We start from the raw sequence: 12,148 nt of genomic DNA, 5'->3' as shown, positions 1-12,148 counted from the left end.
CCCGTTCTCGACTGCGGTGTCGGCTCCACCCTACGTGGCCCGGTCACCGAGACGCCGGGTGAACAGACAGCGCTTTCCCGGCGGCGAGGCGGTTGACCGGGCCCGCCGGACCCCGCAGAGTGGCACCGTGAACCGGGCTCTGGCGGTGCTGACCGGCGGCGCCTTCCTCTCCGTGGTGCTCGGGGTCCTCGCGTCCGGGGAGCCCGTGGCCTCCCTCGTGCTGGGTGCGGTCTTCGCCGCGCTCGGCACCTTCGGCTTCGGCTGGGTGCGCCGGCGCGAGCACCTCGGCTGGGCCGCCGCGTACGTCGTCGTCCAGCTGCCGCTGGCCTTCGTGATCTTCACGATCAACGCCGGGGTCGGCGCGACGCTCTTCCTCGTGGTGCTGGTCAGCCAGTGCGTGCTGCTGAAGCTGCCGCTGCCCGCCCTCGCCGTCGTGATCGCCGTGGTGCCGCTCGTGCACCTCGGGATGTCGCTGGGCGCCGGCCTGCGGGAAGGTCTCGGCACGCTCGTGTCCGTGGTCTTCGCGGCCGTTGTGACGGAGCTGCTCCAGCGGGAGAAGCGGTCCCGCGGTGAACTCACCGAGGCGCACGCGAAGCTGCAGGACTACGCCGCGCAGGCGGAGCGGCTCGCGACGGCGCAGGAGCGCAACCGGGTCGCCCGGGACATCCACGACGGGCTCGGGCACGCGCTCACCGTCGTCCAGATGCAGGTCAAGGCCGCGCGGGCGGTCCTGCCGACCGATCCGGGCAAAGCCGACGACGTCCTCGCGAAGGCGCAGGACCAGGCCGAGACGGCGCTGGCCGACGTCCGGCGGTCCGTGCGCACCCTGCGGGAGCCCCGCGCGGTGCCGCCGTTGCCGGAAGCCCTGAAGGCGCTCGCCGAAGAGACGTCAGCGACGGGCGTCCCGGCGACGCTGACCGTCTCCGGCGTCGAACGGCCGTTGCCGGACGAGGCCGGCGAAGCGCTCTACCGGGCCGCGCAGGAAGGCCTGACCAACGTCCGCAAGCACGCCCGGGCGAGCCGCGTCGAGGTGCTCCTGGACTACGCCGACGCGGGCGTCCGCGTCGAGGTCCGCGACGACGGCGCCGGCACCGGCGGCACACCCACGACCGGCTTCGGCCTGCTGGGGCTGCGGGAACGGGCCGCGCGCCTCGGTGGGAAGCTCGCGCTCGAATCGGCCCCGGGACAGGGGTGCACGCTGAGCATGGAGGTACCGGCGTGAGCCGCGTCCGGGTCCTGCTGGTCGACGACCAAGCGCTCTTCCGCGAAGCCTTGGCGACGCTGCTGGCCACCCGCGACGACATCGACGTCGTCGGCGAAGCGGGCAACGGCGACGAAGCGCTGACGCGGGCCGCCGACCTGGCCCCCGACGTCGTCCTGATGGACCTGCGGATGCCGGTCCTCGACGGCGTCGCCGCCACCCGGCGGCTGCGCTTGGCGCACCCGAGTGTCCAGGTCATCGCGCTCACGACGTTCGACGACGACGAAGACGTCTTCGCGGCCCTGCGCGCGGGCGCGGTCGGGTACCTGCTCAAGGACGTCTCCTCGACGCGGCTGGTCGAAGCCGTGCTGGCCGCCGCGCGGGGCGAGTCGGTGCTCCAGCCGTCGGTCGCGGCCAAGGTCGTCGCGCGGTTCGCGCAGCTGCCCGAGACGACCGCACCTCGGCCGCAACCGCTGGTCGTGCCGCTGTCCGAGCGGGAGCTGGAAGTGCTGCGGCTCGTCGCCGACGGCCGCAGCAACCGCGAGATCGCCGCCGCGGTGTTTCTCGCCGAAGGCACGGTGAAGAACCACGTCACGAACGTGCTGGGCAAGCTCGGCGCCCGCGACCGCACCCAGGCGGCGTTGCGCGCGCGGGACCTGGGCCTGCTCTGAGGGGTCATGACCCCGGTCATGACTTCCGGCACGTGGCAGCACGCCCGCCGGCCGAGATTCTCGTCCAGGAGAAACCTGGAGGGAACCCCATGACCACCACCGAAACCGGCCGGACCACCGGCCGCAGACTCGCCCGGTTCGCCGGGCACTACGCCGAGATGGTCGCCGCGATGATCATCGGCATGGTCGCGCTCGGCCCGCTCTGGCCGGACGCCTGGACGGCCCGCCCGGCCGCCGGCGCCCTCGTGATGGCCACCGACATGAGCGTCGCGATGGCTGCCGCGATGCTGCTGCGGCGGCACTCCTGGCCGCGGATCGCCGAGATGGCCGCGGCGATGTACCTGCCGTTCGTCGTCCTGCTGGCGCCGTACTGGCTGGGCGCGCTGTCCGCCGACGGCCTGATGATCGCCGGGCACGTCGTCATGGTCGTGCTGATGCTGGCCGTCATGGTGTGGCGCCGCGCCGAGTACTGGCACTGACATGAGAACCCTCTTGCGCCGCAGCGCTTTCGTCCTCGCCACCGTGCTCGCCGTGCTGCTGGTCCCCGGCGTCGGGGCGACCGCCTCGGCACTGGCGACCTTCCGCGCTCTCAACGCACCCGGCCCGCAGCGGGCCGGGCCCGCCACCCCACCGCTCCCCCACGACCCGGCCAAGCCGACCGCGGTGGTCGTCGTCGGGAACGCCGGCGCCGTCGTCTCCGACACCCTCGCGCCGTACGAGATCCTCGCCGCCACCGGCCGGTTCAACGTCTACACCGTCGCCCCGGACCGGGAGCCGAAGCCGTTGACCGGCGGCCTCGACCTGGTGCCCGACCTCAGTTTCGCCGATCTCGCCGCTCGGCTGGGCGGGGCCGCGCCGGACCTCGTCGTCGTCCCGGCGATGCCGGACACCGGTGAGGCCACGAACGAACCGGTCACCACGTGGCTGCGCCAGCAGGCCGCCCGCGGCACGCAACTGCTGAGCGTCTGCAACGGCGCGGGTGTGCTCGCCGCGGCCGGCCTGCTCGACGGCCGTCCGGCGACCGCGCACTGGCTGAAGCTCGAGACCTACGCGAGCGACTACCCGGCCGTGCGGTGGCAACGCGGGAAGCGGTACGTCGACGACGGGAAAGTCGTCACCACCGCCGGGATCCTGTCGGGCATCGACGGCACGCTGCACCTCGTCGAGCGGCTGGCCGGCCCGGCCGTGGCCGCCGACGCCGCGAAGGCGATCGGCTGGCGGCACTACGACACGCCCGTGCCGGTGACGACCCCGGCCGCGATGCCGGACGCGGTCGCGATCGTCAACGCGGGCTTCCGCTGGAACCCGGCCGAGATCGGGGTGCTGGTGCCCGACGGCGTCGGCGAGATCGAGCTGGCGTCGGTGTTCGACACCCAGGGCCAGTCGCTGTGTCGCGGACCCTCGCGGTGAGCGCCGACGGTGGCGCCGTCCGGTCCCGGCACGGGCTGACCTTCCTGCCGCGCGCGAAACTCGCCGACGCCGATCTCGACCGTCTCCTCGTGCCCGGTGCGACGCGCGGAGTGCCGACGCCGCCGGGCGGGCCGGTTCCCGAGTACGTGCACGACCGGCCCGGCTTCGCCTACGACGTCGCGGTGAGCGGGCTCGCGCGTGACACGGACGTCGCGACCGCGCGGTGGACGGCGAAAGCCCTGGAGCTGCCCATCGACGACGTCGTCTTCGACGGCCCGGCGTGGCCGTGGTGGCCCACGGCCACGCCGGTCGTGCTGATCCTCCTGGGCATCGGTGTGGTCGTGGTGCTCCGGCGACGGCGTCAGGGCGCCCAGGGCTGAGCGACCGCCCAGCTGACGTCGTCGGCCCAGGAAGTGGCACTGTCCCAGGCGTTCGCACCGCTGGAGTCCGCGATGTAGACGGAGTTGTTGTAGTGCCGCAGGTACTTCGCGGGGTAGTTGGCGGACCGGAACGACGTGCCCTGCCCGTTCTTCCCGGCGACCGGGCAGAACGTCGCGTCGGACCGGAACGCCGCGCTACCGTCCATCGGCTGGCGCAGCACCTGGAAGTTGAAGTGCCGCAGGAAGTCCCCGGGATAGTTCCGCGACTCGAACGACACGCACGACGCGTCGGCGAGGCCGCGGCGCACGATCCAGGTCGCGTCGCTCTTGTCGAGCGCGGAACTGCCGGAGGCGACCGGTGAGATCAGCGCCTTGTCCGCCTGGTGGCGCAGGTAGTCGCCGGTGCAGCAGGCGGTGGTGGCCCGCACCGAGATCTCCGACGCCGGGGACAGCGTGCCGGTGCTGCCGGTGGGGCCGCCGTAGCCGACCGACACGACGTTCGCCTGGACCGCGTTGTCCGCGGCGTCGGTCGGCAGGCCGGCCGTCATCACGCCTTCGAAGAACGAGCCGATCGAGCCGTTGCTGTTGTCCCCGCCGGTGCCCAGGACGATCGCGCCCTCCTGGTGCATCGGCGCATACCCGCCGAGCGTCGGTTCCGGGCCGGAGTAGGTCGTCCGCAGCCCACCGGACCGGGCGTTGCCGTCCTTGACGGCGAAGAAGTTCTGGCCGTTGTTCTTCAGCAGGGCCGTCACGAACGGACTGGTGATCCCGGTGTTCGCGGTGTTCTCGCTGCCACCCGAGTCGGACTGGAAGAGCCCGTTCTCGAGGTCGGCCTGCACCCACGGCCCGGCCCCGTGGCAGGGCTGGAACCAGCATTCGGTGCCGAAGTTGAGCGCGTCCATGTGGCCGTTGCCGGTGTCCTGGTTGTTCGTCTCGGCGTTGCCGTAGTCGAAGCAGCAGGCACCGTTGACGTGCGTGCCGGACGTGATCATGTACATGCCCTCGGGCTGGCCGTTGCGAGCGACACCGGACGTCGTGTTGTCGCGGTAGCCCATCCGGCCGGAGAACGAGGCGCCGTAGACCTGGTGGCCGCCCGCGGTGACCGGTAGCGCGTCGGCCGGCACGCCGGTGTCCTGACCGCCCGCGCCGCCGGGTCCCTCGATCGTCAGGTCGTTGTGCCGCGGCGACTGGTCGTAGATCTCGGTGATGACGCAGGTCGTCGCGCCGCAGAAGGAGTCCTGGGCCGCCGCGTTGGCGTACCCGCCGGCCGCCAGGACGCCGACGTTGCTCCGCGCGCCGTCGGACGCGCGCTGGACCTGGTACAGCGGACCGTTGTAGGCGGCGTAGAGGGCTCGCGTGGTGCTGTGCGCGGCGACGCACGGGGTGTTCGCGGCGCCGTAGATGTCGCACGGCAGTGACGTGGCAGCCTCAGCTGCCGAGGCCGTCGACGCGGTCGTAAGACTCGCCAGGAGCAGCAGGGCGACGACGGCGAGCGTGCGCAGACTTCGGGCCGGAATGTTAGCGCTAACACACTTGTTGTCTCGACATTGAGACACAAAAGCCTCCATGGTGGGACCGATTGATGTGAGCGTTACCAGTCAGCACTATGACGCCGGATCCCTCGTTTCGTCAACGCGCCCATTCGCGGCCGGCCACTCTCGGGTCGCCTAAAACGATTTAGGAATACCCCTCCCGCCAGCGCTCTTCGGCCACCGCTGCCTCCAGTGGAGTATTGCGGTTGCGTGATCCTCTGATTACAGTCACATATCACACTGGATTGAAACGTTTTAACGATCCGCAGCCCCGTCCCCGTCATCCAGGAGCCGCAATGCCGCGATCCCAGCTCTGGCGCGCGACCACCACCACCGCCCTCGCCGCGACCCTGGTGCTCTCCGGCGCCGCCGCTCCCCCGGCGGGCGCCGCGCCCCCACCGGACATCTCCGGAGCACACTGGATCTGGTACCCCGAGGGTGACGCACGGGTGTCCGCCCCGGCCGCGACCCGGTACTTCCGCACCACCTTCACCGTGGCCGGCGGCGCGGTCAGCGACGCCCGGTTCACCGTGACCGGCGACGACACCGCCGACGTCTGGCTCAACGGCAAGCCCCTCGCGTCCTCGGCCCGCGTCACCGACTCCTGGAAGACGGGGCTGCCGGTCGACCTGCGGCCCGCGCTCGTCCCCGGCGTCAACACCCTCGCCGTCGCCGTCCGCAACGCCGGCGGCCCGGCCGGGCTGCTCGGCCGGCTGCACGTCGCGACCGCGTCGGGCACCACCGACCTGACCACCGGCGCCGGCTGGAAGAGCGCGCAGACCGCGCCGGAAGGCTGGGAGCAGCCGGGCTTCGCCGACGGATCCTGGCCCGCGGCCGCGGATCTCGGCGGTTACGGCGCGGCACCCTGGGGCGCCGGCGTCACCACACCGGACTCCACCGCCGCGGCCCCCCTTTCCGTGGCGAGCGCGACGGTCGGCACCCGGGTCAACCCGATCGGCGTCGACCCGGCGCAGGCGCGGTTCGGCTGGAAGCTGACGTCGTCGACGTCGCAGCAGCGGCAGTCGGCCTACCAGATCGTGGTGTCCGCCAACGGATCCGACCTCTGGGACAGCGGGCAGGTCGCGTCCGGGCAGCAGGCCGACGTCGCGTACGGCGGGCCCGCGCTCGGCTCGCTGACGGCCTACACCTGGCGCGTCCGGGTCTGGGACGCCCAGGGCCGCGCGAGCGGCTGGAGCCCGGTGCAGCGGTTCGAAACGGCGTTGCGCGCCCCGGCCACCGAGTGGACCGGCGCGTTCATCGGGCGCTCGGCGGCCGGTCCGGATCTCGCCGGCGCGAGCTGGGTCTGGTACCCGGAGGGCGACCCGGCCGGCGGGATCCCGCCGGCGACCCGGTACTTCCGCAAGACCGTGCAGCTGAGCGCGGCGCCGTCGAAGGCCACGCTCGTCGTGACCGGCGACGACACCGCGACCGTGTGGGTCAACGGCACCCAGGTCAGCTCGTCGCCGCGCTCCGCCGACTCGTGGAAGCAGGCCGCCGTCGTCGACGTCGGTCCGCTGCTCACGACCGGCGCGAACGTCATCGCGATCAGCAGCGAGAACACCACGCAGAGCCCGGCCGGGATGATCGCCAAACTGACCGTCACCGGTGGGCCGACGGTCGTCACCGACGGGTCCTGGAAGGCGAACCAGACCGGGCCCTCCGGCTGGCAGCAGCGCACGTTCGACGACAGCGCCTGGACCGCGGCGCGGGCGCTGACCGCGTACGGCACCGGGCCGTGGGCGTCGAACGTCGTCGTCGCGTCGCCCGCTCCCCTGCTGCGCAAGAGCTTCACGGTCAGCAAGCCGGTGGCGAGCGCGCGGCTGCTCACCACCGCGCTCGGCCTGCAGGAGACCCGGCTCAACGGGACCAAGGTCGGCGGCGAGGTCCTCGAACCGGGCTGGACCGACTACACGAAACGGCTGCAGTACCGGGTTTCCGACGTCACCGGCCAGATCCGCCAAGGTGAGAACGCGCTCGGCGCGATGCTGGGCAACGGCTGGTACTCCGGCAGCCTCGGCATCGCCGGGAGCCAGCGCTACGGCACCAAGCCGTGGTACTCGGCGCAGCTGCGGCTGACGTTCACCGACGGCACGAGCACGACCGTCGCCACCGACGGCACCTGGAAGACCGGCGACGGCCCGATCCGCGCCGACGACCTCTACCAGGGCGAAAACTACGACGCGCGGCTCGCTGTCACCGGCTGGGACCAGCCCGGCTTCAACGACAGCGCGTGGCAGGCGCCCGGCGTGCGCACCGACGCCAAGCCGAACCTGGTGGCCCAGGTGGACAACGGCGTCACCGTGCAGCAGGAGTTCCACCCGGTCGCCATCACCCAGCCCAAGCCGGGCGTGTGGGTCGCCGACATGGGCCAGAACTTCGGCGGTGTGGACCGGCTTTCGGTGACCGGACCGGCGGGGACCACGGTGACGCTGCGGCACGCCGAGGTGCTCAACCCGGACGGCACGATCTACACCGACAACCTCCGGGCCGCGCAGGCGACCGACCGGTTCACCCTCGCGGGCACCGGCGGCGCCGAGACGTACGAACCACGCTTCACCGTGCACGGCTACCGGTACGTCGAGCTGACCGGGCTGCCGTCCGCGCCGACCGCGAACACGGTCACCGGCCGGGCGATGTGGACGACCGGCGCGCAGACCGGCACCTTCACGTCGTCGAACACGATGGTGAACCAGTTGCAGCACAACATCCTCTGGGGTGAGCGCTCCAACATGCTGTCGGTGCCGAGCGACTGCCCGCAGCGCGACGAGCGGCTGGGCTGGACCGGCGACATCGGGATCTTCGCCGGGACGTCGACGTTCAACCTGGACGTCGCGAACTTCCTCGGCAAGTTCAGCGACGACCTGACCGACGCCCAGCACGCCGACGGCTCGTTCACCGACGTCGCGCCGGGTGTGCTCGACGGTTCGGGCACGGCCGGCTGGGGCGACGCGGGCGTCATCGTGCCCTACACCCTGTGGCAGCGGTACGGCGACACCGGCGTGATCAACGAGCACTTCGCCGCCATGGTCAAGTGGGTCGAGTACCTGCGCTCGACGTCCGGCGCGGACCTGATCCGCGACCACCAGACGTTCGGGGACTGGCTCAACGTCAACGACAACACCGCGCAGGACCTGATCTCGACGGCGTTCTTCGCCTGGTCGTCACGGCTGGTCTCGCGGATGGCGGCCGCCACCGGGCACACCGCGGAGGCGACGAAGTACGGGACGCTCGCCGACCAGATCGCCGCGGCGTTCACGAACAAGTTCTCGGCGGCGGACGGCACGGTCGGCGCGAACACGCAGACCGGGTACGTCCTGGCGCTGGCGTTCGGGCTGCTGCCGGCCGCACGGGTGCAGCCCGCGGCCGACAAGCTCGCGGCGAAGGTCGCCGCCAGCGGTGGCCACCTCAGCGTCGGCTTCCTCGGCGTCGAGAACCTGCTGCCGGTGCTGGCCGCCCACGGGCACGCCGACGTCGCGTACCAGGTGCTGCTGCAGCCCGGGTTCCCCGGCTGGGGCTACATGATCGGCCGCGGCGCCACGACGATCTGGGAACGCTGGGACGGCATCAAGACCGACGGTTCGTTCAACGATCCCGGGATGAACTCGTTCAACCACTACGGTCTCGGCTCGGTCGGCGACTTCCTGTACCGCTCGGTCGGCGGCCTGTCGCCGGCGGCGCCGGGGTACGCGGCACTGGACATCGCGCCTCGCCCGGGCGGTGGCCTGACGTCGGCGAAGGCCACGTACGAGACGCCGTTCGGCGGCGCGGTCAGCGACTGGTCGATCAGCGGCGGCACGCTCACCCTGCGGGTGACGGTCCCGGCGGGCGCGTCGGCGACCGTCCGGGTCCCGACGTCGCAGACCGGCGCCGTGAACGCGCCGGCCGAGGCGGTGCCGTCGGCGGCGGGGACGTACTTCGTGCCCGCCGGGTCGTACGTGTTCACCGCTCCCGCGTGAGCCCGCGGGCCGGTGCCGTCGCTCCCCGCGGCGGCACCGGTCCGTTCGGGTCGGGTGCGTGGACCTACCCGGCTGCAGCCGGCTCGCCGTCTCCGCCGCCGCGGACGGTATCTGGCCGCGGCGAGGGCCGATCCGGACGGCTTCCCGTGGCACGTCCCGGCGTCGTGACCGGGTTACTGGCGCAGCGCCAGGTTCAGGGCGTCGCCGGCGTGGTCGAGGCAGTCCCCGCAGATCACCGCGTCGCGGGGCACGCAGCGCACGCGGACCAGGGGGCGGCGGAAGCCGAGGAAGGTGCGGCGCTCGCGGCGGCTGCAGAACTCGCAGACCGGCGCCTGCGGTGAACTGACCGCTTCGAAGGTCTCGCCGGCCTCGTTCGGGCGTTCCTCGCGGTCGCGGATCACCCACAAGCCGGCCTGCACGCAGTCCACGCAGATCGGGCCCGACGGACCGGGCACGCGGGTGTCCCGCGGTCGCGGGGGCCGCCCGCAGAACCGGCAGGGTGCGGTCAGCCGTCCGGCCCCGTTCGTCGTCACACAGCCTCCTCGGCGGTTGCCCGGCCCACGCTACCCGGCTTCCGGAGCCGGCCGTCTTGTTCGGACCGGGGACACATCCGGGTGGCGTGACGGCCCTCACGTCACCCGGATGGCTCAGAAAAGGTGTACGTCGGCGTTGAGCGGGTAGCCATGGGACAAGGCCCTCGTGGCGACAGGCCGATCCGGAAATGTCGCCTGACGAAAGGTGCAGCCTGTGAACGACAAGATCGAGAACAAGGGTGAAGAGCTGAAGGGCCGGGCCAAGGAGGCCGTCGGCGACGCCACCGGCAACGAGCAGTGGCAGGCCGAAGGCAAGGCCGACCAGGCCAAGGGCTCCCTCAAGCAGGCCGGCGAGAAGATCAAGGACGCCATCAAGGGCGTCAAGGACTGACCTGAAGTTTTCGCGACCGCCGCACCCCGGCTTCCGGGGTGCGGCGGTTTTGCTGTCCGGACCCACGGTGCGGACCGCCGTGCGCCAGGATGATCAGGGCAGCGCGCGCGGCGAGGGGTTGGTGTGGTGAAAGGCCTGATCAAGAGCGTCGGGATGCTCGGGTTCGTCGTGGTCGTCGTCGGCGCGACGGCGGGCATCGGGGTGGCGATCGGCCTCGGGAACACCGTGGTCCTGGCCGGGCTGACGGCGTTGTTCTGCTTCATCGCCGCCACGGGCGGGCCACTGCGGTCCGACCTCGTGCTGCTCGCCTGCTACGCGCCCCTCGTGGTCGCCGGCGTGGCCGGTCCGCGGTTGCTGGGCGCGGTGTCGGACGTCGCCGCGATCGCGCTGCTCACCGTCGTCGTGTTCGTCGCCGCGCTGCTGCCCGCGCTCGGGTCGCGGTTCGTCACGGTCGGGCTCGGGCTGGGGATGGCGTCGGTGTTCGGCTACGGCTTCCAGCTGACCGGCACCGCGAGCGCCGGGCAGATCATCGGCGCGCCCGCGCTCGCCGTCGGCGTGGCGATCGTGCTGCGGCTCCTGCTCGGCGTCGGCGACCCCGGCAAGCCCACGCGGGAGGCGCTGGCCGACGCGCTCGCGGGCGGTGACCAGGACACCGCCGAACGCGCGGTGCGGCTGTGGCTGGCCGACCGGCCGCGGAAGTGGCAGACCCGCGTGCTGGGCGCGGGTGTGCGGGCCCGCGCCACGGCCGCGATCCTCGACGACCGGCGGCGGGCCCTCGGCGAAGACCAGGCGGGCGCGCTGCGCACGCTCCTCGACGCGGCGGACGCGGAGCTCGCCGGCCTCGCCGACGCCGTCCGCGCGAAGGACGCCCCGGACGACCTGCCCGCCGCCGAGCGGCCGGACCCCGGCGCCGGCCTGCCCGGCGAAACGCGACGGCTCGTCGACGAGCTGTGGTCCGGCGTCGACGCGGTCCGCGACGCCGTGCTCACCCGCGACGAGTCCGTTGTGGACATCCCGCGCGCGGCCGTGCGGGCGGCGCTGCGCCACGAGGCCGAAGGCGCGCTCTCGTGGCGTTCCGCGCAGCTGCGGCACGCCGTGCGCTGCGCGATCGGGATGCTGCTCGCCCTGGTCGTCGCGCGGTTCCGGCCGGGCGACCCGCTCACGGTGTCGTTCCTGATGACGACGTTCGCCGTGCTGCAGCCGGAGTGGCGGGACACGCTGAGCAAGGCGTGGCAGCGCGTCGGCGGCGCCTTGGGCGGCGCGGTCGTGCTGGCGCTGGTGCTGTGGCTGCTGCCGCCCGGCGCGTTGCTGCCGCTCGCGCTGGTGGCGCTGCTGGCCGGGTTCCCCTTGATGCGGAGCCGGCCGACGGTGTTCAACGGGTGCATGGTGCTCATGAGCGTCGGGATGAACTCGGCGACGAAGCACCTCGACGCGCGGACGCTGCTGGTGGAGTACGTGCTGCTGATGGTGCTGGCCGTCGTGATCGCGCTGCTGTTCGGCTTCGCCGCCGTGCCGGGGGTGCGGAAGCCGTCCTGGCCGAGCGGTTCGCCGAGGCCGTCGGCACGACCCGAGCCTTGCTCACGGAGGTCGCGGGGGCGCTGGACGGCGCACCGCGCGGGCGGCTCGCGCCGCGGTTCCGGGCCGCGGCCCGCGCCCAGCAGGACCTGCGGGCGCCGGAACCGGGGAGCAAGCCGCCCGAGCCCGGTCAGCAGGCCGCGCTGGACGCGGCCGCGGAGGGCCTGCGTGGGCTCGCGGCGTCGGCGGGCGCGTTGCTGCTGCGCGGCGGCCCGACGCCGATGGCCGAGTTCACCTCGGCGGCCGCGCTCGCGCTGGGCGGCTCGCCGATCACGGCCCCCGACGCGCCGCTCGACGAGGAGCAGCGCCTGGTGACCGACACGGTGATCGCGGACGTCCTGCGCGTCCGCCACGCCGCCCCGGCCCTCGCCGGCTAAGCAGGTTGCCAGAAGTTGTGTCCGTAACTCGCCGAAGTTGATGTCTCCACAACATGAAGAGCCTCGTCAGGTTGGATTGGGTTACCACACTCAACACGACCCGACGAGGCCTTCACCAGTAT

At 72.7% G+C, this 12,148-nt stretch carries 10 protein-coding genes; 8 read left to right on the top strand and 2 right to left on the bottom strand.

The window, feature by feature from the left end; translation table 11 throughout:
- Nucleotides 1–127 precede the first annotated feature (127 nt).
- The 5 genes from ACLJQZ_RS40580 (at nucleotide 128) to ACLJQZ_RS40560 (ending at nucleotide 3,662) form a co-directional block, all read left to right on the top strand.
- On the top strand, nucleotides 128–1,222 hold the full coding sequence (locus ACLJQZ_RS40580; RefSeq protein WP_410626126.1) for a sensor histidine kinase: 1,095 nt from the start codon (nucleotides 128–130) through the stop codon (nucleotides 1,220–1,222).
- Nucleotides 1,219–1,872 (top strand): response regulator, encoded by a 654-nt coding sequence (locus ACLJQZ_RS40575; RefSeq protein WP_410626124.1) that lies wholly within the window; start codon nucleotides 1,219–1,221, stop codon nucleotides 1,870–1,872. Before ACLJQZ_RS40580 ends, ACLJQZ_RS40575 begins: the two co-directional genes overlap by 4 nt.
- A gap of 89 nt (nucleotides 1,873–1,961) precedes the next feature.
- Nucleotides 1,962–2,351, top strand: a complete 390-nt coding sequence (locus ACLJQZ_RS40570; RefSeq protein ID WP_410626122.1) for a hypothetical protein — start codon at nucleotides 1,962–1,964, stop codon at nucleotides 2,349–2,351.
- 1 nt (nucleotide 2,352) lies between these two features.
- Nucleotides 2,353–3,282 (top strand): DJ-1/PfpI family protein, encoded by a 930-nt coding sequence (locus ACLJQZ_RS40565; RefSeq protein WP_410626120.1) that lies wholly within the window; start codon nucleotides 2,353–2,355, stop codon nucleotides 3,280–3,282.
- Nucleotides 3,279–3,662: a hypothetical protein gene (locus ACLJQZ_RS40560; protein WP_410626118.1), complete on the top strand. Its 384-nt coding sequence runs from the start codon at nucleotides 3,279–3,281 to the stop codon at nucleotides 3,660–3,662. Before ACLJQZ_RS40565 ends, ACLJQZ_RS40560 begins: the two co-directional genes overlap by 4 nt.
- Here ACLJQZ_RS40560 and ACLJQZ_RS40555 read toward each other — a convergent pair.
- Nucleotides 3,644–5,179, bottom strand: a complete 1,536-nt coding sequence (locus tag ACLJQZ_RS40555; RefSeq protein ID WP_410626273.1) for an alpha-L-arabinofuranosidase B — start codon at nucleotides 5,177–5,179, stop codon at nucleotides 3,644–3,646. The two genes, ACLJQZ_RS40560 and ACLJQZ_RS40555, sit on opposite strands and share 19 nt — an antisense overlap.
- A gap of 311 nt (nucleotides 5,180–5,490) precedes the next feature.
- Between ACLJQZ_RS40555 and ACLJQZ_RS40550 the strand changes: the two genes are divergently transcribed.
- Nucleotides 5,491–9,150: a family 78 glycoside hydrolase catalytic domain gene (locus ACLJQZ_RS40550; RefSeq protein WP_410626116.1), complete on the top strand. Its 3,660-nt coding sequence runs from the start codon at nucleotides 5,491–5,493 to the stop codon at nucleotides 9,148–9,150.
- A gap of 173 nt (nucleotides 9,151–9,323) precedes the next feature.
- On the opposite strand, the gene ACLJQZ_RS40545 is transcribed toward ACLJQZ_RS40550, so the two are convergent.
- Entirely contained in the window at nucleotides 9,324–9,683 is a 360-nt protein-coding gene (locus ACLJQZ_RS40545; RefSeq protein ID WP_247052074.1) for a hypothetical protein, read from the bottom strand.
- A 214-nt stretch (nucleotides 9,684–9,897) separates the two neighbouring features.
- On the opposite strand from ACLJQZ_RS40545, the gene ACLJQZ_RS40540 reads away from it, so the two are divergent.
- Both ACLJQZ_RS40540 and ACLJQZ_RS40535 read left to right on the top strand, forming a co-directional pair.
- Nucleotides 9,898–10,074, top strand: a complete 177-nt coding sequence (locus ACLJQZ_RS40540) for a CsbD family protein (RefSeq protein WP_247052075.1) — start codon at nucleotides 9,898–9,900, stop codon at nucleotides 10,072–10,074.
- Between the two features lie 126 nt (nucleotides 10,075–10,200).
- A complete protein-coding gene (locus ACLJQZ_RS40535) occupies nucleotides 10,201–11,964 on the top strand; it encodes an FUSC family protein (RefSeq protein WP_410626114.1) in 1,764 nt (587 codons plus the stop codon).
- The last annotated feature ends 184 nt before the right edge of the window (nucleotides 11,965–12,148 follow it).

The sequence above is a fragment of the Amycolatopsis sp. cmx-8-4 genome, assembly GCF_046548675.1.
GTDB lineage: Bacteria > Actinomycetota > Actinomycetes > Mycobacteriales > Pseudonocardiaceae > Amycolatopsis.
The sequence above is the reverse complement of the archived record's forward strand: the minus strand, read 5'-3'. Positions and strand labels throughout refer to the sequence as shown.